General features: G+C 71.5%; 22 protein-coding genes. 12 read left to right on the forward strand and 10 right to left on the reverse strand.

Translation table 11 applies throughout. From position 1 onward, the window contains the following. Window positions 1-14 precede the first annotated feature (14 nt). The 7 genes from lapB to G5B56_RS07635 are packed head-to-tail and all read left to right on the forward strand — an operon-like array spanning window position 15 to window position 7,951. On the forward strand, window positions 15-1,163 hold the full coding sequence (lapB, locus tag G5B56_RS07605) for a lipopolysaccharide assembly protein LapB (protein WP_164962803.1): 1,149 nt from the start codon (window positions 15-17) through the stop codon (window positions 1,161-1,163). Between the two features lie 4 nt (window positions 1,164-1,167). Continuing rightward, a complete protein-coding gene (msbA, locus tag G5B56_RS07610; protein WP_164962804.1) occupies window positions 1,168-2,922 on the forward strand; it encodes a lipid A export permease/ATP-binding protein MsbA in 1,755 nt (584 codons plus the stop codon). Then, window positions 2,919-3,662: a polysaccharide deacetylase family protein gene (locus G5B56_RS07615; RefSeq protein WP_009856347.1), complete on the forward strand. Its 744-nt coding sequence runs from the start codon at window positions 2,919-2,921 to the stop codon at window positions 3,660-3,662. The genes msbA and G5B56_RS07615 overlap by 4 nt, the downstream gene beginning before the upstream one ends. Before the next feature lie 11 nt (window positions 3,663-3,673). Further along, window positions 3,674-4,747, forward strand: a complete 1,074-nt coding sequence (locus G5B56_RS07620) for a glycosyltransferase (protein ID WP_164962805.1) — start codon at window positions 3,674-3,676, stop codon at window positions 4,745-4,747. Beyond that, window positions 4,744-5,850, forward strand: a complete 1,107-nt coding sequence (locus G5B56_RS07625) for a glycosyltransferase family 9 protein (RefSeq protein ID WP_164962806.1) — start codon at window positions 4,744-4,746, stop codon at window positions 5,848-5,850. Before G5B56_RS07620 ends, G5B56_RS07625 begins: the two co-directional genes overlap by 4 nt. Beyond that, complete coding sequence (locus tag G5B56_RS07630; protein WP_164962807.1) at window positions 5,847-6,926, forward strand: glycosyltransferase; 1,080 nt, start codon at window positions 5,847-5,849, stop codon at window positions 6,924-6,926. The genes G5B56_RS07625 and G5B56_RS07630 overlap by 4 nt, the downstream gene beginning before the upstream one ends. Beyond that, window positions 6,926-7,951 carry a polysialyltransferase family glycosyltransferase gene (locus G5B56_RS07635; protein ID WP_164962808.1) on the forward strand — a complete coding sequence of 342 codons (1,026 nt, stop codon included), beginning with the start codon at window positions 6,926-6,928 and terminating at the stop codon, window positions 7,949-7,951. The genes G5B56_RS07630 and G5B56_RS07635 overlap by 1 nt, the downstream gene beginning before the upstream one ends. A 14-nt stretch (window positions 7,952-7,965) precedes the next feature. Here the strand turns inward: G5B56_RS07635 and pseI are convergent, their stop codons facing one another. Genes pseI through pseF (G5B56_RS07660) form a run of 5 tightly spaced genes read right to left on the reverse strand, consistent with a single transcriptional unit; the run spans window position 7,966 to window position 12,688 of the window. Continuing rightward, entirely contained in the window at window positions 7,966-9,009 is a 1,044-nt protein-coding gene (gene pseI, locus G5B56_RS07640) for a pseudaminic acid synthase (protein ID WP_164962894.1), read from the reverse strand. Window positions 9,010-9,043: 34 nt separating this feature from the next. After that, window positions 9,044-9,727 carry a class I SAM-dependent methyltransferase gene (locus G5B56_RS07645; RefSeq protein WP_164962809.1) on the reverse strand — a complete coding sequence of 228 codons (684 nt, stop codon included), beginning with the start codon at window positions 9,725-9,727 and terminating at the stop codon, window positions 9,044-9,046. Window positions 9,728-9,738: 11 nt separating this feature from the next. Then, window positions 9,739-10,947, reverse strand: coding sequence for an ATP-grasp domain-containing protein (locus tag G5B56_RS07650; protein ID WP_164962810.1), 1,209 nt, complete (start codon window positions 10,945-10,947; stop codon window positions 9,739-9,741). Continuing rightward, on the reverse strand, window positions 10,944-11,984 hold the full coding sequence (locus tag G5B56_RS07655) for a PseG/SpsG family protein (protein ID WP_164962811.1): 1,041 nt from the start codon (window positions 11,982-11,984) through the stop codon (window positions 10,944-10,946). Before G5B56_RS07655 ends, G5B56_RS07650 begins: the two co-directional genes overlap by 4 nt. Then, complete coding sequence (gene pseF, locus G5B56_RS07660) at window positions 11,981-12,688, reverse strand: pseudaminic acid cytidylyltransferase (protein ID WP_164962812.1); 708 nt, start codon at window positions 12,686-12,688, stop codon at window positions 11,981-11,983. Before pseF (G5B56_RS07660) ends, G5B56_RS07655 begins: the two co-directional genes overlap by 4 nt. A gap of 462 nt (window positions 12,689-13,150) precedes the next feature. Between pseF (G5B56_RS07660) and pseB the strand changes: the two genes are divergently transcribed. The 4 genes from pseB to pseH all read left to right on the forward strand — a co-directional run bounded on the left by pseB (window position 13,151) and on the right by pseH (window position 16,699). Beyond that, a complete protein-coding gene (pseB, locus tag G5B56_RS07665) occupies window positions 13,151-14,149 on the forward strand; it encodes a UDP-N-acetylglucosamine 4,6-dehydratase (inverting) (protein ID WP_164962813.1) in 999 nt (332 codons plus the stop codon). Beyond that, window positions 14,146-15,300, forward strand: a complete 1,155-nt coding sequence (pseC, locus tag G5B56_RS07670) for a UDP-4-amino-4,6-dideoxy-N-acetyl-beta-L-altrosamine transaminase (protein ID WP_206023496.1) — start codon at window positions 14,146-14,148, stop codon at window positions 15,298-15,300. Before pseB ends, pseC begins: the two co-directional genes overlap by 4 nt. Next, window positions 15,297-15,995, forward strand: coding sequence for a pseudaminic acid cytidylyltransferase (pseF, locus tag G5B56_RS07675; protein WP_164962814.1), 699 nt, complete (start codon window positions 15,297-15,299; stop codon window positions 15,993-15,995). The genes pseC and pseF (G5B56_RS07675) overlap by 4 nt, the downstream gene beginning before the upstream one ends. Before the next feature lie 131 nt (window positions 15,996-16,126). Next, window positions 16,127-16,699, forward strand: coding sequence for a UDP-4-amino-4,6-dideoxy-N-acetyl-beta-L-altrosamine N-acetyltransferase (gene pseH, locus G5B56_RS07680; protein ID WP_164962815.1), 573 nt, complete (start codon window positions 16,127-16,129; stop codon window positions 16,697-16,699). Here the strand turns inward: pseH and gmhB are convergent. From gmhB to G5B56_RS07700, 4 genes are all read right to left on the reverse strand, one after another. After that, entirely contained in the window at window positions 16,696-17,337 is a 642-nt protein-coding gene (gene gmhB, locus G5B56_RS07685; protein ID WP_164962816.1) for a D-glycero-beta-D-manno-heptose 1,7-bisphosphate 7-phosphatase, read from the reverse strand. The two genes, pseH and gmhB, sit on opposite strands and share 4 nt — an antisense overlap. Next, window positions 17,334-17,810, reverse strand: a complete 477-nt coding sequence (locus G5B56_RS07690; RefSeq protein WP_009856340.1) for an adenylyltransferase/cytidyltransferase family protein — start codon at window positions 17,808-17,810, stop codon at window positions 17,334-17,336. Before G5B56_RS07690 ends, gmhB begins: the two co-directional genes overlap by 4 nt. A gap of 67 nt (window positions 17,811-17,877) precedes the next feature. Then, a complete protein-coding gene (gene rfaE1 / locus G5B56_RS07695) occupies window positions 17,878-18,828 on the reverse strand; it encodes a D-glycero-beta-D-manno-heptose-7-phosphate kinase (protein ID WP_009856339.1) in 951 nt (316 codons plus the stop codon). Between the two features lie 80 nt (window positions 18,829-18,908). Continuing rightward, entirely contained in the window at window positions 18,909-19,478 is a 570-nt protein-coding gene (locus G5B56_RS07700) for an SIS domain-containing protein (protein ID WP_164962817.1), read from the reverse strand. A gap of 232 nt (window positions 19,479-19,710) precedes the next feature. Between G5B56_RS07700 and G5B56_RS07705 the strand changes: the two genes are divergently transcribed. Continuing rightward, window positions 19,711-20,025: a helix-hairpin-helix domain-containing protein gene (locus G5B56_RS07705; RefSeq protein WP_164962818.1), complete on the forward strand. Its 315-nt coding sequence runs from the start codon at window positions 19,711-19,713 to the stop codon at window positions 20,023-20,025. Between the two features lie 49 nt (window positions 20,026-20,074). Here the strand turns inward: G5B56_RS07705 and G5B56_RS07710 are convergent, their stop codons facing one another. Then, window positions 20,075-20,584, reverse strand: coding sequence for a hypothetical protein (locus tag G5B56_RS07710; protein WP_009856336.1), 510 nt, complete (start codon window positions 20,582-20,584; stop codon window positions 20,075-20,077). Window positions 20,585-20,650: the final 66 nt, after the last annotated feature.

Consider the following 20,650-nt stretch of genomic DNA (forward strand, 5'->3'; position numbering starts at 1 on the left):
AACCCCGACGCCCGATGGACTTCGACTTCCAGTGGCTGCTGATCGGCCTGCCGGTGGCCTTCGCGCTGGGCTGGCTCGCGTCGCGCTTCGACCTGCGCCAGGTGCGCCGCGACAACCGCGACGCGCCGCGCGCCTACTTCAAGGGCCTGAACCTGCTGCTCAACGAACAGCAGGACAAGGCCATCGACGCCTTCATCGAGGCCGTGCAGCACGACCCCGACACGACCGAACTGCACTTCGCGCTGGGCAACCTGTTCCGCCGCCGCGGCGAGTTCGAGCGCGCGGTGCGCGTGCACGAACACCTGCTGTCGCGCGCCGACCTGAAGACCGGCGAACGCGACCGCGCCCAGCACGAGCTGGCCCAGGACTACATGCGCGCCGGTCTCTTCGACCGCGCCGAGCAGGCCTACCGTGCGCTCGAGGGCACGGCCTTCGAGACCGAGGCCTGGCTGGCGCTGCTGGCGCTGCAGGAACGTTCGCGCAGCTGGCGCGCCGCGATCGACATCGCCACCCGCCTGGACAAGGGCGGCACCGGCTCGTACGCGCCGCGCATCGCCCACTACTGGTGCGAGCTGGCCGAGGAAGCCGACGCCGCCGGCAATGCCGCCGACGCCGACACGGCCCTCAGGCGCGCGCTGGAGGCCGCGCCGCACGCGGCCCGGCCGCGGGTCATCGCCGGCCGGCGCGCGCGCGCCGCCGGCCGCCACGGCGAGGCCGTCGAGCTCTGGGACGAACTGGCCGGCGTGCAGCCGGGTGCCTTCGCGCTGGTGGCCGCCGACTACGCCGCCAGCGGCGAGGCCTGCGGCCGGCTCGAGCACGTGCGCGACCAGCTCGCCAAGGCGCTCGAGCGCAGCCCCAGCCTGGACGTGCTGCAGGCGCTGGGCCGGCTCGACCCGGCGAGCCAGCCGCGCCGCCTGGCCGACAGCCTGCGCCAGCAGCCGAGTCTGACCGCGGCGCATGCGCTGCTCGCCACGCCGCCCCAGCCAGCGGCCGGCGACCCGGCGGCGCTGGAGCTCGTCGAGCAGGCGCTGGCGCGCGCCGCGCGCCCGCTGCAACGCTACCGCTGCGCCGCCTGCGGCTTCGAGGCCCACCAGTACTTCTGGCAGTGCCCGGGCTGCCTCAGCTGGGACAGCTACCCGCCGCGGCGGGTCGACGAGAGCTGAGCCGATGAAACCAGACAACTCGTTCGCGCTGTACCGGCGGCTGCTGCAGTACGTGCGGCCCTACACGAAGGTCTTCGTGCTCGGCGTGCTGGCGATGGTCGTCAACGCCGCCGCCGAGGCTTCGGTCCCGGCGCTGTTGAAGCAGCTGATCGACGGCAGCTTCGTCGAGAAGGACCCGAAGCTCGCGCACGTGATGCCGCTGGCGCTGGTCGCGCTGTTCGCGGTGCGCGGCCTGTCCGACTATGCCCACACGGTGGCGCTCAACAGCGTCGCCACGCATGTCGTGCTCGATCTGCGCAACGCGGTCTTCGCGCGCCTGCTGACCCTGCCGCTGGCCTTCTTCGACCGCCAGCCCTCGGCCGTGCTGATGGCGCGCCTGACGCACAACGCGCAGCAGGTCAACCCGATCATCACGATCTCGCTGATCACGATCGTCAAGGACTCGCTGACCGTCGTCGGCCTGCTCGGCTACATGCTGTGGCTGAACTGGAAGCTGTCGCTGCTGTTCTTCACCGTGCTGCCGGTGATCGGGTGGGTGATCCACTCGGTCGGGCGACGGCTGCGCCGCTACAGCCACGCGCAGCAGGACTCGGTGGGGGCGCTGTCGCACGTCGCCGACGAGGTGCTGGGCGCCCAGCGCGAGATCAAGGTCTTCGGCGGCCAGGCCTACGAACAGCGGCGATTCGCGGAGGTCGCCGGCCTGCTGCGCCGCTACACGATGAAGTCGGTGCGCACCTCGGCGGCCAACAGTCCGCTGGTGCAGTTGATCGCCTCGCTGGCGCTGGCCGGGATCATCTACTACGCGACGCTGGCCTCGCAGAGCAACGACCTGACGGTCGGCGGCTTCGTCTCGTTCTTCGGCGCGATGGCGCTGCTGCTGGGGCCGCTGAAGCGGCTGTCCAACGTCAACGAGACGCTGCAGCGCGGCCTCGCGGCGGCAGCTTCGCTGTTCGAGGTCCTCGACGCCGAACCCGAGCGCGACGAGGGCACGCGCACGCTGGGCCGCGTCAGCGGGCACCTGCGCTTCGAGGACGTGGTCTTCCGCTACCCGAACACCGAAGGCAACGCGATCGACCGCGTGACGATGGAGATCGCCGCCGGGGAGTCCGTCGCGCTGGTCGGCGCGTCGGGCAGCGGCAAGTCGACGCTGATGTCGCTGATCCCGCGCTTCTATGCGCCCGACGGCGGCCGCATCCTGCTCGACGGCGTGGACACCAGCGAGGTGCGGCTGGCAGACCTGCGCGCCAACATCGCGCTGGTGACGCAGCACGTCGTGCTGTTCAACGACACGGTCGCTGCCAACATCGCCTACGGCGCGCCCGGCGAGCCGACCCGCGAGGACATCGAACGCGCCGCCGAGACCGCGCACGCGATGGAGTTCATCCGCGAGCTGCCGCAGGGCCTGGACACCCAGATCGGCGAGAACGGAGCCCGCCTGTCCGGCGGCCAGCGCCAGCGCCTGTCGATCGCACGCGCGCTGCTGAAGGACGCGCCGATCCTGCTGCTCGACGAAGCCACCTCGGCGCTGGACACCGAGAGCGAACGCATCGTCCAGCAGGCGATCGACAACCTCAAGCGCGGCCGCACGACGGTGACGATCGCGCACCGGCTGTCGACGATCGCCAACGCCGACCGCGTGATCGTGATGGACCAGGGCCGCGTCGCCGAAGTCGGCACGCACGACGAACTGCTCGCCCGCGGCGGGCTGTACCACAAGCTGCACCTGATGCAGCACCGCCAGAGCGAGATCTCCGAATGAACACGGCCCCGCTGAAGACGCCGCCGGCCGAGCCGCCGCTGTCGGTCCTGATGTACCACCAGTTCGGCCACTTCGCCCGACCGAAGGCGCATCGCGCGCAGTTCTGCGACAGCGCGCGCTTCGGTTCGCAACTGGCCTATCTGCGCCGCATGGGCTTCGACGTGATGTCGCTGGAATCCGCGCGGCAAGCGCTGTTCGAGGGCGCCGCGCTGCCGCGGCGCGGCGTCGTGCTGACCGTCGACGACGGCTACCAGAACTTCGCCGACCACGCCTGGCCGGCGCTGCAGGCGCAGGGCATGCCGGCGACGGTGTTCATCGTCACCTCGCTGGTCGGGCGCAAGTCGGAGTGGCTGCAGGGCTTTGCCGAGCAGCCGCCGCTGATGGACGCGCCGACGCTGCGCCGCCTGCGCCGCGAAGGCGTGCATTTCGGCTCGCACTCGCTGACGCACCCGCGCCTGTCGCGCCTGGCCCCCGAGCAGATGCGCGCCGAGATCTTCGACAGCAAGGCCGCGCTCGAGGACCTGCTCGGCGAGGCGGTCACCGACTTCTGCTACCCCTACGGCGACTACGACGAACGCGCCCGCGACTACGTGCGCGAGGCCGGCTACCGCACCGGCCTGACCTGTATCCGCGGCAAGGCCAACGGCGCACGTTCGCCGTTCGACATTCCGCGCAAGGCGATTTCCTGGGGCGACAACCTGCTCGGTTTCGCCTGGAAGCTGCACTTCAAGCACGACTGAACACCGCCCCGATGCGCATCCTGCACGTCCTGCACAGCCACGGTTACGGCGGCGCCGAGAACCACTGCCTGATGCTGATGCGCGCCCAGCGCGCCGCCGGCCACGAAGTCGAGTTCGCCGGGCCGCTGGATTCCTGGATCGGCCGCGCCTGCGCCGAGGCCGGCATCCCCGCGCACCACGTCGCGATGCACGGGCTCTACGACCTCGTCTCTCACTGGCGGCTGCGGCGGCTGGTGGCGCGGCTGGCGCCGGACATCGTGCACGGCCACCTGATCCGCGGCGCGGCCTACGCGGCGCGCGCGCAGCACGGCCACCGCGGCTGCGTCGCCGTCTGCACGGCGCACGCGACGACGGCGCGCAAGCACATGGGCGGCTGCCGGCACGTCATCGCGGTTTCGGCGGCGGTGCGCGACAACCTGATCGCCGCCGGCTACGCCGCCGACACCGTGACCGTCGTTCGCAACGGCGTCCCCGAGGTCGGCACGCCCGACAGAGCGGCGCTGCGCCGCGAACTCGGCATCCCGCAGGACGCGTTCGTCGCCGTCAACGCGGGGCGGTTCATCCCCGACAAGGGGCAGGATCTGCTGGTGCAGGCCATGCACGATCTGCCGGCCTCGGTCCACGTCGTGCTGATCGGCGCCCCCGACACCGCCTACGGTCGCCAGGTGCTCCAGACCGCTGCCGGACTGGAGCGGCTGCACTTCGCCGGTTATCGGCGTGACGCCGCCGATCTGCTGCGCGCGTTCGACGCCTACGTGCTGTCGTCACGCCGCGAAGCCCTGCCGCTGGCCATCGTCGAGGCCATGTCCGCCGCCTTGCCGATCGTGGCCACCCGGGTCGGAGGCGTGCCGGAGATCGTCATCGACGGGCGCAACGGTCTGCTGGTCGAACCGGGCGACGCCGGAGCGCTCGCGCAGGCCCTCGGCACGCTGGCCGCCAATCCGGAGATGGCGCGGCGCATGGGCGAGCGAGGCCGGGAGACCTACAGCGCGGAGCTGACCGTCGACCTGATGACCCGCCAGACCCTGCAGGTCTACGAGGCGCTGCGCACCACCTCCGGCCCTGCCGCCGGGAACGAGCCGTGAACCCCCGCCCCGTTCTTCCGCTGAAGCTGCCCGCCGGCCGCCCGCCGCGCATCCTGATCGTGCGCCTGAGCGCGATCGGCGACGTCGTCATGGCCTCGGGCCTGATCCGTTCGCTGCGTGCACGCTGGCCCGACGCGACGATCCACTGGCTCGTCGAGCCGCCGGCGGCGCCGCTGCTGGCGCACAACCCGCGCCTGGACGGCGTCAAGACGATGCCGCGCGCCGTGCTGCAGCAGCTCTGGCGCGAGCGCCGCCTGGGCGCGCTGGCCGGCGAGGTGCTGGCCCTGCGCCGCCGGCTGCGTGCCGAGCGCTACGACCTCGTGCTCGACGCCCAGGGCCTGCTCAAGAGCGGCTTCTGCGCCTGGCTGACCGGCGCGCCGCAGCGTGTCGGGCTGCGTTCGCACGAAGGCAGCCAGCACCTGATGCACCACCGCGTGTCGCCACCCGCCGGCGCCGACCGCCGCATCGGCAGCGAGTACCGGGCGCTCGGCGTCGCGCTCGGCGCTGCCGAGTCCGACTTCCGCCTGGACCTCGCCGTCGGCGCGGCCCCGCGCGAACGCGCGCGCGCCGCGCTCGCCGAGGCCGGCGTCGCCGGCCGCTGGGTCGCGCTGTGCCCGTTCACGACGCGGCCGCAGAAGCACTGGTTCGAGGACCGCTGGGCCGAGCTGGCCCAGGCCTTCGCGGCGCGCGGCCTGCAGCCGGTGATCGTCGGCGGCCCGGGCGACGTGGACGCCGCGGCGCGCATCGCCGCACTGGCGCCGGCGGCGGCCAACCTCGCCGGCCGGCTCAAGCTCGACGAGACCGTCGCCGCGCTGGCCGAGGCCGCGCTGCTGGTCGGCGTCGACACCGGCCTGACGCACATGGGCACGGCGCTGGACGTGCCGACCGTCGCGCTGTTCGGCTCGACCCGGCCCTATCTCGACGCGGCGACGCCGCGCACCGTCGTGCTCTACGACGCGCTGCCGTGTTCGCCCTGCCGCCGCCGCCCGAGCTGCGCCGGCCGCTTCGACTGCATGCGCTCGCTGGAAGTGCAGCGCGTGTTCGACACCGCGACGCGGCTGGCCGACGGCACCCCGACCCTCCCGATCCTCCCCGTCTCATGAAGGTTCTCCACGTCGAGGCCGGCAAGCACCTGTACGGCGGTGCGCTGCAGGTCGTGTTCCTGGTGCGCGGGCTCGGTGCCGAGGGCGTCGACAACGTGCTCGCCGCGCCGCTGGGCAGCGCCGTCGCCGAGGCGGCCGCGCCGCACGCGCGCGTCGTGCAGATCGAGATGGGCGGCGACGCCGATGTCGGCATGCTCGGCCGCCTGCGCCGCCTGATCCGCGCCGAGCGCCCGGACGTCGTGCACCTGCACAGCCGCCGCGGCAGCGACCTCTGGGGCGGCTTGGCGGCGCGCCTGGAAGGCGTGCCGGTGGTGCTGAGCCGGCGTGTCGACAACCCCGAGCCGCGCGCCTGGGTCGGCCTCAAGTACCGGCTCTACGACCGCGTCGTGACGATCTCCGAGGGCATCTTCCGCGTGCTCGAGGCAGAGGGCGTGCCGCGCACCAAGCTGCGCTGCGTGCCGAGTTCGGTCGACGTCGAGCAGTACCGGCCCGGCCGCGGCGAACGCGCCTGGCTGGAGGCCGAGTTCGGCCTCGCGCCGGACGAGCTGGCGGTCGGCATGGCCGCGCAGTTCATCGCCCGCAAGGGCCACCGCACGCTGCTGGCGGCGCTGCCGGCGGTGCTGGCGGCGCACCCGCGCACGCGTTTCCTGATCTTCGGCCAGGGGCCGCTGCGCGAGGCGATCGAGAACGAGGCGCGCGCCGCCGGCTTGGTCGACCGGGTGCTGTTCCCGGGCTTCCGCCAGGACCTGCCGCGCGTGCTGCCCAACCTCGACCTGCTGGTGCACCCGGCCGAGATGGAAGGCCTGGGCGTCGCGCTGCTGCAGGCCGCGGCCTGCGGCCTGCCGATCGTCGCCGGCCGCGCCGGCGGCATCCCCGAGATCGTGCTGCCGGGCGTCAACGGCGAGCTGATCGAGCCGGGCGACACCGCCGCGCTGGCGCGCCACCTGAACACGCTGCTGGGCGACGCCGCGCTGCGCGCGCGCTACGGCGCGGCCGGGCGCGAGCACGTCGTCGCGCGTTTCTCGGTGGCGGCGATGGTGCGCGGCAACCTGCAGGTCTACCGGGAGATCGCCTGATGAACGCGGGCCGGGACGTCGTCGCGGTCTTCTTCGTCGCGTCGCCGCTGCACTATCTCGCCGCGCGCCGGGTGGCACTGGACCACGAGGCGAACAGCCGCCGTGTCATCGTGCCCTACCGGCCGGACGCGAGGCGCTTCATCGACGCCAGCGACTGGGATGCCGTCGCCTACGCACCCTGGCCGCGCTTCGATCCGCTGCCGGGTGCGTTCGGGAGACTGCGCCGCCTGAAGCAGAACATCGCCACGGTCGCCGCAGCGGTCGGTCCCTGCGCCGAGATCCGGCTGCACAGCCCGGTGTTCGATACCGAGGCGGTGAACTACTACCTGCGTGCGCTGCCGCGGCGCTGCGGCGCCGGCACGATGCACGCCCGCATCCTGCCCGACGGGCTGATGAACATCGCCCGCCACCCGCTGGGCCCGGTGCGCGAGGCCGCCCAGTGGCTGCGCAAGCTGCGCAGGCTGGCGGCGCCGGAACTCGACTACTGGTGTTTCCGCGGCGATCGCACCGCAGCCGAGGCGCCGTTCGTCGACCGCATCTACACGCTGGCGGGATTCCCGCACGACTACCCCCGCGGACGCACGGTCGAGCTCGCCCCGCTGATGCAGCGCCGGTCAGACGACAGCGGGTCGAGCGCGATCGTCATCGGCCAGCCGCTGCAGGCGCTGGGCGTGATGAGCCAGGCGGACCACGACGCGACCCGCGACGAGATCGCGCGCTGGTGCCTCGAGCGCGGCATCGACGACATCGTCTACAAGGGCCACCCGCGCGATGGCCGCGACGAGTTCAGACCCGCCGGAGCGCGCAAGATCGAACTCGACGTGCCGCTCGAGGTGCATCTCTCGCAGACCCCGTACCGGGCGGTGCTCGGGGTCAACTCGACGGCACTGTTCCTGGCGCGCCAGATCTGCGCGCCAAGTACCGCGGTGGTGTCGTTCGGCACCGACCGCATCCGCACCCAGGTCCCGCAGCAGCACCAGGCGTCGCGGGAGATGATGGACCGGCTGGGCATCGAGCGCCGCTGAGCCGGCCGCGCTGCTCAGGCGAGAAACTCCCAGGCCATCGGCGTGCCTTTGCTCAGGTCACGATTGACGCGCCGGCCGAGCAGCATCTCGTAGTACTTCGGCTCCAGGCCGTGGCCGGGACGGATGCGGCGCAGGTTGCGGACCGTCAGCACGTCGCCGGCCTTCAGGTCTTCGCCGACGTACAGCGAGCGTCGGCGCAGCCGCGCCTTCTCCTCAGGCGCGGTCGGGCCGTAACGGACCGCGCCGAGCGCCAGCCACGCACGCTCCGACTCGACGACCAGGCTGCGCAGCTCGGCGGGCTCGATCGAGAACGCCGAATCGACGCCACCGTCAGCGCGCGCCAGCGTGAAGTGCTTCTCGATGACCGTCGCGCCGCAGGCCACCGAGGCGATGGCCGCACCGATGCCCATCGTGTGGTCGGACAGGCCCACTTCACAGCCGAAGACGTCGCGCATGTGCGCGATCGTCCTGAGGTTGGTGTTCTCGGGGCTGGCCGGATAGGTGCTCGTGCACTTGAGGAGCACGAGATCACGACAGCCGGCGGCACGCGCGGCATCGACCGCCTCCGCGATCTCGGCGACAGTGGCCATGCCGGTGGAGATGATCAGCGGCTTGCCGGTGCGTGCCGCACGCCGGATCAGGGGCAGGTCCACGCACTCGAACGACGCGATCTTGTAGGCCGGGGCATCCAACTGCTCGAGGAAGTCGACCGCCGACTCGTCGAAAGGCGAACTGAAGCAGGCCAGCCCGCGCTCGCGGGCGCGCTGCATGATCGGCGCGTGCCACTCCCAGGGCGTGTAGGCCTCGTTGTAGAGGTCGTGCAGCGCGCGGCCGGCCCACAGCGACTTCGGGTCGTGGATCGTGAACTCGCCTTCCGCGACGTCCAGCGTCATCGTGTCGGCGGTGTAGGTCTGCAACTTGATCGCGTCGGCGCCGCAGTCAGCAGCGGCATCCACGATCGCCAGCGCGCGCTCGAGCGAGCGGTTGTGGTTGCCCGACATCTCGGCGATCACGTAGGGCCGGCTGTCGGGGCCGATGTCACGTTCGAGGATCTTCATGTCCATGGGCCGCGCGCGAGCGCGGCGAGAGGTTTCAGTCGCGGATCGCGTGAACGATCCACCAGGAGTGTCGCTGCATCTGCGGTCCCTGCCACCAGTCCATGCGTTCGACCCCGTGCACGCGAAGACCGGTGCCATCGAGCAGCGGGGCGATCGCGTCGTGATCGAGGAAGGTGTAGGCGCTGCCGGCGTAGGGGCCGGCGCGATCGTCCAGCAACCAGTGGCCGGCCGGCCCCTCGGCACCCAGCCCGGCGAACCAGTTGTCCGGAGTCCGCAGGTTGAAGAGCGCGTGTCCGCCCGGTTTGAGCAGGCGGGCGGCGTCGCCGAGCGTGCGCTTCATCGCATCGGGCGGCATCAGGAACAGCGTGCCCCAGGTCAGGAAGACGTCGAACGCCGATCTCGGCAGGTCGGGATGGTCGAGCGGGCCGAGCACGACCCGGCCCGCTCGCGAGCCGGCGCCCAGGATCTCGTCCCCGAGGGCAATGGCATCCTCCAGCAGCTCGGTGCCCCAGGCCTGCAGGCCCTGGTCCAGCAGCAGCTGGAGGTGGCGTCCGGAACCGAAACCCATCTCTATGGCCGCAGCGTCGGCGGGCAACGAGGGACGGATGCGCGCCAGCCAGCGCACGACAGGCTCGCTGGGATAGCGCAGCCGGTTCGCCGCCAGTTGCCCGCGCCAGACCCGGCCCGGGGACGTCGTCTGGTAGTCGGTCGCAACCATGGTGATCTCCTTCACTCGATCGTGATCGCCAGCGCACGGCAGAGCTCACGCCACGCGGCATCCAGCGCAGGTTCGTCGTCGGCGACGACGATTGCGTGGCCGGCATGCCACCAGTCGGCGCCCGACGCCATGTCCGGCACCACATCGCCCTCGCTCAGCGCAAGCCGCAGCGAGACAACGCCCGGCACGGCCCTGGCCCGTTCCGGTGAGCCCAGCGAACGAACGGTGCCCGCCCGGTCGACGACGCCGGCCAGCCGTCCGATGCGCCGCCGCGTCGGCTGGAACGAATACGACAGGCCCAGCGTCATGCGGATCGCCTGTTCCTGGACGTCGACGCCGAGGCAGGCCGGCAGCAGCACCGAACTGAGGCCGAAACCCGAAGGCCGCCCCGAGAGTTCGATGATCGTCACCTCGCCGGCGTCGGACACCATCACGTCGGCGTGGAACAGGCAGTCGTGCAGCCCGATACAGGCCGTGGCACGGCGCATGGCTGCGTCGATGCGCTGCATCGTGTCCGGCGCGAGCCGCACCGGGCCGGTGTAGGCCAAGGCCACTCGCGCAGGCGGCGGCGACATGAGCTTGCGGCGCAGCGACAACACCGAGCAGACACCGTCGGCGACCACCCCGTCGACGCCGTACTCCTGACCGCGGAGGACCGACTCCACCAGCGCGCCGCCGGCAAAGCGCTCCAGCAGGTCGGCGCCGTGTCGTTCGAGGAAGTCGTCGAGTTCGGCTGCATCGGCCAACAGCGCGACACCGCGGCTGCCACTGCCGCTGGCGGGCTTGACGACCAGAGGGAAACCGACACGCCGGGCCGCCGCCAGCACCTCGTCTCGGGTGGCCGCCGGCAGCGACATCGGCTGCGCCAGGCCGGCAGCGGCGAAGGCCGCTCGCATCAGTGCCTTGTCGGTGCACAACCGCGCGGAGCGCGAGGAGATCCCACGGAAGCACAGCGCGTCGTTGACCGCACCCACGGTGGCCAGCACGGCGCCCAGAGGCACCGGGACCACGCCACGCGCGCCGGTCCGCCGCACGACGGCGACGACGGCATCGGCGTCGCGCAGGTCGACGACCTCGGCTGCGTCGGCCAGGGCGAGCCCCGGAGCGCTGGCATTGCCGTCGAGCGCGAACACGCGCAGTCCCAGGCGCTGGGCAGCCGCGATGCCGGCGACCTGCTCGTCACCGGCGCCGATGCAGACGAGGTCGAAACCCGCCTTCATGGCCGCCCCCGCACCGCGGCCACGACCTCGAGCAAGGCCGCGGCCACCCGGTCGCCCCCCTGACCGTCGACGGCGGCGCGGCCGGCCTCGGCCATGCGCTGCCGGGGCGCGGCAGGCAAGGCCGCCACGAACGCGTCGGCCAGTTCCTGCGCCCTCACCTGGCCCAGCTCGCCCAGGTAGGTTCCGGCGCCGATCTGCTGCCAGCCGCGGCCCTGTTCGATCTGGTTGTCGGCGATGGCCAGCATCAGCATCGGCAGGCCACAGCAGGCGGCCTCGAAAGTGGTCGTCCCTGCGGCCAGCACCGCAAGATCGGCGGCCCGCATCAGGCCCGCGACATCCCCGGGCTGGATCAGCCAGCGCACGCGCGCGTCGCCCGCGTAGCGTTGCAGGTAAGCGGCATTGGCCGGGTTGTGCCGGCCGCTGACGACGACGAACCGCAGGCCCGCGGGAGCCACGGGAAGCAGTGCATCGAGCGCAAAACCGAGCGCGCCGCGGTCGTCGCCGCCGCCGAAGCTCAGCAGCACCTCGCTCACCGCGGAGGCCGCCGCCCGCGGCGCCTGGCCGGCGAACTCGTCGCGAAGAATGGCCCAGGCCGGCCCGATCAGCAGGCGCGCGTCGGTTCGGTCGGCCGCACGGCGATACGGCTCCTCGGGCGTCGCGGGGCTGTAGTTCAGCACCAGATCGGCCAGCAAGGGCATGTCGGCCTGGGCCTGGAACTGAAGCCAGGGCAGGCCGGCCGCCCGCAGCTGCTGCTGGTACGCGAGATCGACGCGGTAGTCGTCGAGCACGGCGCCACGCGCCCGCAGCGTGCGCGCAAAGGCCAGCAGCGCCTGCGCATCGGCTTCGCCGCCGCGCCAGCCGCCGTCCGGCAGCCAGGCATCGAACAACGCTTCGTCGTCCCGAGTCCGGTACGCCGGATCAGGCCCGAAGAGCGCGACCGCGCAGCCGCGGCGGCGAATCGCCGACGCGAGGGCCCGGCAACGCGCGAGATGCCCCATGCCGACCACCGGGCCGGCGTCGCAACGGACGACGATCATCGCGGCGCCACCGGCTCTTGGCCGTCCAACAAGCGCATCAGCAGTTCGGCACGGCGCCAGTCTTCCTCGGTGTCGATGTCCTGCACGCGCTCGCGCGGCAGGACGATGGGCACCGAGCACTCGGAAAAGGTCTCGAGACCGTCCAGAAAGGCCGACGTGCGCCCCCAGTAGAACTGGCCGGCGTCGTGGAATGCGGGTTCGAGGTCCTGCGAACGCGTCAGCCGTGTCGACGGGTCGATCATCTGCACCCGCCCATCCGCCGTGCGGCGCAAGGCACGCTGGATCGGGTACGGAAAGCTGGCGACGGTGAAGGCGAACTCGGCGCCGCTGGACTCCAGCGTCGCGAGGCCGGCACGAAGGTCGGCCGCGCGCACGAACGGGGCCGTGGCATAGAGGCAGCAGACGCGGTCGACGGCACCCCAACGCTGCTGGGCATCGAGGATCGCGTGGTTCACGACCGGACGGGTCGGCGTGAAGTCGTCCGACAGTTCGGCCGGGCGCGTGAACGGGGTCTCGGCGCCGAACCGGCGGGCCAGCTGCGCGATCTCGGCATCGTCGGTCGACACGACGACGTGTTCGAAGCAAGCGCTGGACAGCGCCGCCTCGATCGACCAGGCGATCATCGGCCGGCCGCAGAACGGTTTGGCGTTCTTGCGCGGAATGCGCTTGCTGCCGCCTCGTGCGGGAATGACGCAGAGATTCAAGGCCGCCCCTTCGTCGGTCGCCGCGGACTCAGGGGAACTGGAGCAACGCCCGGGGTGCGACGGACGCCGCAGCCGGCGGCACGCCAACCACTCTTGTAGATCAACATGTTGATTACCAGGAACACCAGGAGAACGCCACAGCGTTCGGGCGTCGGACTGGCATCCGGTGACGAATCAGGTGAAGACTGACCCGTCACGCACCAGAACGACGCGCAAGACGTCATTCTCGGTCACACGGGACCGTTTTCCTCGCTGTGCCGCTCAAGACGGGACCGAGTCCGCCTGCCGGCAGCGGCGCGAGGACACCGGGGCAGGCAGCAAGCGGCATCGACCGGCCGCCGGACAGACGACGAACCCGAAGACGGTGAGCTTTGGACTTCCTCATCGCATTGGGCCTGCGAACACAGGACAATGCGCGCCAAGATCGCACTCCGGCTTCCGCGCCGGGCCCCACTCGACATCATGCTGACGCAAAAGTCCATCCTCATCACCGGCGGCACCGGCTCCTTCGGCAACACCTTCGTGCCGATGACACTCGCCCGCTACAACCCGCGGCGGCTGGTCATCTACTCCCGCGACGAAATGAAGCAGTGGGAGATGGCCAAGAAGTTCCAGGGCGATCCGCGGGTGCGTTTCTTCATCGGTGACGTGCGCGACCGCGAGCGCCTGTATCGCGCGCTGGACGGCATCGACGTCGTGGTGCATGCGGCGGCGACGAAGATCGTGCCGACCGCGGAGTACAACCCGTTCGAGTGCGTCAAGACCAACGTCATCGGCGCGATGAACCTGATCGACGCCTGCATCGACAAGGGTGTCGAGCGCGTCGTCGCGCTGTCCACCGACAAGGCGAGCAGCCCGGTCAATCTCTACGGCGCGACCAAGCTCGCTTCGGACAAGCTGTTCGTCGCCGGGAACTCCTACGCCGGCGCCCACGGCACCCGCTTCGCGGTGGTGCGCTACGGCAACGTGATGGGCTCGCGCGGCTCGGTGATCCCGTTCTTCATGTCGATCCGCGACCGAGGCGTGCTGCCGGTCACCGACGAACGCATGACGCGTTTCATGATCACGCTGGAGCAAGGTGTCGAACTGGTCTGGCACGCCTTCGACGACATGGTCGGTGGCGAGATCTACGTGCGCAAGATCCCGTCGATGCGCATCGTCGACCTCGCCCGGGCGGTGGCGCCGGAGGCACGCATCGAGTTCGTGGGCATCCGGCCGGGCGAGAAACTGCACGAGCAGATGATCAGCCCGGAGGACTCGTTCTACACCTACGAGTACGCCGACCACTACAAGATCCTGCCGGCCATCCACAACTGGGACGCCAGCGCGGAACGCATCAAGGACGGCACCAAGGTCCCCGAGGGCTTCGACTACTCCAGCCACACCAACAGTGACTGGATGAGCGCCGAGGCGCTGCAGTCCTGGATCGCCCAGAACCGCGAGAAGATCGGTCTGCTGTGAAACCCATTCCCTACGGCCGTCAGGACGTCACTGCCGAGGACATCGCCGCCGTCGACGCGGTGCTTCGATCGGACTTCCTGACGCAAGGCCCCGAGATCCCGGCGTTCGAGGCCGCAGTCGCCTCGGCCTGTCAGGTGCCGCACGCCGTCGCCGTGCACAGTGCCACGGCAGCGCTGCATATCGCCTACCTCGCACTGGGCCTGGGCCCGGGCGACATCGTCTGGACCAGCCCCAACACCTTCGTCGCGACCGCCAACGCTGCGCTCTATTGCGGCGCCGACGTCGACTTCGTCGACATCGACCCCGGCACGCTCAACCTGTCGGTCTCGGCGCTCCAAAGGCGGCTGGAGGATGCGGCCGCGCGCGGACAGTTGCCGCGCATCGTCACGGCAGTGCACTTCGCCGGGCAGAGCTGCGCGATGCGCGAGATCCGTGCGCTGGGCGAACGCTATGGTTTCGCCATCGTCGAAGACGCGTCGCATGCCATCGGCGGGCGCTATCTGGACGAGCCGATCGGGAACTGCCGCTACAGCGACATCACGGTCTTCAGCTTCCACCCGGTGAAGATCGTCACCACCGCCGAGGGCGGCATGGCGACGACCCGCGACGCCGCGCTCGCGCGGCGCCTCGAACTGCTGCGCAGCCACGGCATCACGCGCGACACCTCGCGCATGGAGAACCCGGCCGATGGTCCCTGGTACTACGAGCAGGTCGATCTCGGCTTCAACTACCGGATGACCGACCTTCAGGCGGCACTCGGCCGTTCGCAGATGTCGCGGCTGCAGGCGTACGTCGAACGCCGCCACGCGCTGGCTCGACGTTACGACGACGCCTTGCGTGGCTTGCCTCTGGACATCGCGGAGCGCCGCGCGGACAACCGCTCGGCGCTCCATCTGTATCCGGTCCGGCTGCACGACGCGACCCGTCGCCGCGCGGTGTTCGAAGCGCTGCGCGCCGACGGCATCGGTGTCAACGTGCACTACATCCCGGTGCACCTGCAGCCGTTCTACCGCCGCCGCGGCTTCGATCGCGGGCAGTTCCCGGTGGCCGAGGCCTACTACGACGGCGCCATCTCGCTGCCGATGTTTCCGCGCCTGGCCGAGGCCGAGCAGGACTACGTCATCGAGCGGCTTCGGCGGCAGCTCGCATGAAGGTCGCGGTGATCCCGGCGCGCGGCGGCAGCAAACGGATCCCGCGCAAGAACATCCGAGAGTTCGCCGGCCGCCCGATCATCGCCCACTCGATCGCCGCAGCGTCGGCCAGCGGCTGTTTCGATCGCATCGTCGTCTCCACCGACGACGACGAGATCGCCTCGATCGCACGCGCCTGCGGTGCCGAGGTGCCGTTCAGGCGCCCGGCCGAGCTCTCCGGCGACCATGCCGGCACGGCCGGCGTGATCCGCCACGCCATCGAACAGTTGCAGCCAGGCGCTGGCCGCATCGAGTACGCCTGCTGCCTGTACGCCACCGCTCCGTTTCTGCGGGCGCAGGACATCCGGCAGGCCCTGGCGCTGCTGCAGCAGCGTGGCTGCGACTTCGTCTTCAGCGTCACCGATTTCGGCTATCCGATCGAACGAGCCCTGCACCTGGGACCGAACGGCGAGGTGTCGATGATCCGGCCGCAGGACTACGCCACGCGATCCCAGGATCTCGTGCCGGCCTTCCACGATGCCGGGCAGTTCTACTGGGGACGCGCCCAGGCGTGGTGCGACGGGCGCCCGGTCTTCGGACCCGACGCGGTCGCGCTGCGCCTGCCGCGCCACCGTGTGCAGGACATCGACACGCCCGAAGACTGGGAGCGCGCCGAGTGGCTGTACCGCGCGATGCAGGCGCTGGGAGACGGCTGACGGAGAGGGCCGGAACGCCTTCGGTGCTGGCGGCAGGCCTGTTGTCGATTCGATCTCGTGACACCGGCGCAGACGCCGATCGCACCGTTTGGGACAAGGCCGCAGACATTTCGAAGCCCGAAGGAGCCGACATGAACCCTGCCGATCATCTGAGGCCGGCGGCCGACGAGGACGTGGAGACGATGCGCCAGTGGCGCAACGACCCTCGCGTGCGGGCCAACATGTACACCCAGCACGAGATCGGCGAGGCGGAGCACCGCGCGTGGTGGGAGCGAACCCGCGCCAGCCCCGCCCACCGTTACTTCGTCGCGATGCTCGATGGCAAAGCCTGTGGCGTCGTCGGCTTCAGCCACATCGACCCGGTGCACGGACACGCGTTCTGGGCGTTCTACTCCGCACCCGACGCGCCGCCGGGAAGCGGCAGCCGCATGGAGGTGCTGGCACTGGATCACGCCTTCGGGCCGCTCAGGCTGCACAAGCTGTGCTGCGAGGTCCTGGCGTACAACCAGCCGGTGCTGCGGCTGCACCGCAAGTTTGGCTTCGATGTCGAGGGCGTCTTTCGCGAGCACTACGCCACCGCCACCGGCCGTGTCGACGTGCACCGTCTGGCGATCTTCGAGCGCGACTGGCAGCAGCGCCGCGGCGAGATCATCGACCGGCTGGCGCAGCGCAAATCCCGGTCAGCGACGGCGCCGGCCCGCTAGCTGACCGCCGGCGCGACGGCGATCAGGCCCTTCTCTGCCGCGACCGACAGCGAAGCGGCCACCACATCGGCGAGTTCGGCACCGTCGGCCAGCGTTCCCGCCTCGGCGACGAGCACGACCCGGCCGACACCGGCCGCGCGCGCGGCCTGGGCGTCGCTGGCCTTGTCGCCGACCAGCACCGACTCGGCGAGCGAGATTCCGAGCTCCTGCGCGGCGCGCAGGATCATCCCCGGCGCCGGCTTGCGGCAGTCGCAGTCGCGCGCATAGGCCGCGACCGAGCCCTTCGGGTGATGCGGGCAGTGGTAGACGCCGGCCAGCGGCGCGCCGGCGGCGGCGAGTTCGGCCTTCATCCGCGCCGTCAGCGCCTCGTAGTCGGCCTCGGTGTAATAACCCCGCGCGATGCCCGACTGGTTGGTCACGACGACGAGTCGCCAGCCGGCCTGGTGCAGCCGGCGCATCGCGTCGACGGCGCCGGGCACGAACTCGAAGTCCTCCCAGCGCCCGACGTAACCGTGATCGACGTTGACCACGCCGTCGCGGTCGAGGAAGACGGCGCGCGCGCGCTGTGGGGCACTGTCCGGCCTGGCGGCCGGTCCCGCCTGGCGGGAATGGGCACCGAACGAGTCCTGCGGGCTCATGTGCCGGCGCGGATGCGTTCGACGAGCCGCGTCGTCGAGTAGCCGTCGACGAAGGGCAGCGCCAGCGCCGTGCCGCCCCAGCCGCGCACCAGCCGCGTCTCTTCCAGCGTCTCGATGTCGTAGTCGCCGCCCTTGACGTAGACGTCGGGGCGCAGCTCGGCCAGCAGCGCCACCGGCGTGCGTTCGTCGAACCAGGTGACGAGCGACACCGATTCCAGCGCCGCCAGCACCAGCGCGCGGTCTTGCTCGCCGTTCAGCGGCCGGTCCGGGCCCTTGCCCAGGCCACGCGCCGAGACGTCGCTGTTGACGCCGACGACCAGCGAGCCGCCGAGCGCGCGCGCACGCTCCAGGTAGCTGACGTGGCCGCGGTGCAGCACGTCGAAGACGCCGTTGGTGAACACCCACGGCCGCGGCAGCGCCGCCAGCCGCGCCGGGGCGTCGGCGCGGGCGCAGAGCTTGTCCATGAAGCTCATCGGGGCACCCTTCGGCCTTGCGGCCGGTCCGCCAAGCGGGACTGAGCCCCGGACAAGTCCTGTGGGCTCATGCGAACAGCTCGTCGTAACCGACGCTGGCCGTGCCGAAACGGCCGACGACGATGCCGCCGGCGCGGTTGGCCCAGGGCATCGCGTCGCTTGCCGGCAGGCCGGCGGCGATCAGCGCGGCCATCGTCGCGATGACGGTGTCGCCGGCGCCGGTGACGTCGAAGACCTCGCGGGCGTCGGCGTCGACGTGGCGCTCGCCCTGGGCGTCGTAAAGCGTCATGCCTTCTTCGGAGCGCGTCAGCAGCAGCGCCGCCAGCCCCAGGCGCTCGCGCAGCGCACGGGCGCGTTCGCGCAGCTCGTCCTCGCTGGCCCAATGGCCGACGACCTGCGCCAGCTCGGCGCGGTTCGGCGTGATCAGGTCGGCACCGGCATAACGCGAGAAGTCGCTGCCCTTGGGGTCGACGAGCACCGGCTTGCCGGCCTCGCGCGCCATCGTGATCATGCGGCCGACGTGGGCCAGCCCGCCCTTGCCGTAGTCGGAGAACAGCACCGCGTCGTGGCCGGGCAGCTCGCGCTCGAAGTCGTCGAGCAGCTGCGCCAGCACCTCGTGCGTCGGCTGGTTCTCGAAGTCGATGCGCACCAGCTGCTGCTGGCGGCCGATGACACGCAGCTTGACGATGGTGCGCAGCTGGGCGTCGGCGCCGAGCACGGCGCGCACGTCCTGGGCCTCGAGCAGCGTGCGCAGCCGGCGCGCAGGCTCGTCGTCGCCGACGACGGTCAGCAGCGTCGCCTGCGCGCCGAGCGCACGCACGTTCAGCGCGACGTTGGCGGCGCCGCCCAGGCGCTCCTCCTCGCGGTTGACACGCACCACCGGCACCGGCGCCTCGGGCGAGATGCGGTCGACGGCGCCGTGCCAGTAGCGGTCGAGCATGACGTCGCCGACGACGAGCACGCGGCACGCCGCCAGCGCCTCGCGCGCCGGACGCGGCCAGGTGGCGGTGACGCTCACTGATGGGCTCACTGGGGCACCCTTCGGCCTGGCGGCCGTTCCCGCCGAGCGGGAATGAGCCCCGGACAAGTCCTGAGGGCTCATGCCAGCCCCAGCTTCTGTTCGACCAGCCCGCACAGCGTGTGGCCGATCAGGATGTGCGCTTCCTGGATGCGCGCGGTCGTCGTGCTCGGCACGACGATCGCCTGGTCGCAGCGCGTGCGCAGCGCGCCGCCGTCGCGGCCCAGCAGGCCGATCGTCGTGAGGCCCAGTTCACGCGCGGCGTCCACGGCGCGCAGCACGTTGGCCGAGTTGCCCGAGGTCGAGAGGCCCAGCAGCACGTCGCCGGCACGGCCCAGCGCGCGCACCGGACGCACGAACACGTCGTCGAAGGCGTAGTCGTTGGCGATGCTGGTCAGCGCCGAGGTGTCGGTCGTCAACGCGATCGCCGCCAGCGGCCGGCGGTCGTGGATGAAGCGGCCCGTCAGCTCGGCGGCGATGTGCTGGCTGTCGGCGGCCGAGCCGCCGTTGCCGCAGATCAGCAGCTTGCCGCCGGCGGCCAGCGCCCGTGCGATCGTGTCGCCGGCGCGTTCGACCTCGGCGTCGAGCGTGTCGAGCCGAGCGAACAGCGCCCGGTGCTCGGCCAGGTTGTGGGCAAAAAGGGAAGTCATCTCGGGAGGTTCACCGTCTCGCGCCGCGGTGCGCGGCGGCGGCGGAGACTATAGCCGGCCACCCCCGGCCGGCGGGGTGCCGCGGCGCAAGCGATCGCCCTGCACGGGGCACCGCTCGGAGGCGCCCCGCGGAGGGATGCGCGCCCCCCGCGGGCTCCGAAGAATGCGCCCCGTGCACCGTCGGCATGGGGCCGGCGGGCCACGACGGCACCTGGTGCCGAGGGAGCCCTCCATGAAGCGATTCCTGCGTCCCGCCGCCGCACTGCTGTTCGCGGCCTTCGCCTTCAACGCCCATGCCGCGGTCGACGCCAACCAGGCCAGTCAGGCCGAGCTCGAAACCGTCAAGGGCATCGGCCCGGGCCTGTCGGCCAAGATCCTCGAGGCGCGCAAGGCCGGCGCGTTCAAGAGCTGGGCCGACATGGTCGACCGCGTGCCCGGCATCGGCGCGGGCAACGCCGCACGCTTCTCGCAGGCCGGGCTGACGGTGGCCGGCGCCGGCTGGAGCGGCGGCGAAGCCAAGGACACCAAGCCGGCGAAGGCGAAGTGAAGAAGTGCCGGCGCGTGCCGCACCGCACGCGCTGGCGGAGCCGCCCGCGTCAGCCCTGCGGGCCGCGATGGCCGTCGCGGGGCCCGGGCGGGCCGCGGCGGTCGTCGCGCCGGTCATGGCGGTCGTCGCGGCGATCGTCACGGCGGTCGTAGCGGTCGTCACGGCGATCGTCGCGGCGCTCGTAGCGGTCATCGCGCCGGTCGTCGCGCCGCTCGTAACGCACCTCGCGCGCCGGCATCACGTGGCTGCGATACCAGCGGTGGTCAACGAAGTACACCGGCACGCCGCAGGCACCGTAGTCCCGGCAGTGCTTGCGCCAGTTCTTGCGGTGGCCCGGCGGGACCCACATGTAGACCGGCTGCGGCGCCACGGCGACCGGCCGGCCGATGATCACCGGCTGCGCGACGATGACCGCCGGCTGCGGATAGCGGCCGATGTCCACGCGGCCGTAGATGCCCGGCTGGCTGATCTCGACCGACACGCCGACATTGGTGGCCTGGGCGGGTGCGCCCACCAGCGCCAGGATGCTCAGGCAGGCGCTCGCGATCGTCTTTCTCATCGGGTCTCCAGACAGTGTTTCACGAGAACCTAACGCTGCCTGCCGCACGGCGGATGTCAGACAAGG

This window comes from Rubrivivax sp. JA1026 (assembly GCF_011065555.1).
GTDB lineage: Bacteria > Pseudomonadota > Gammaproteobacteria > Burkholderiales > Burkholderiaceae_C > Rubrivivax > Rubrivivax benzoatilyticus.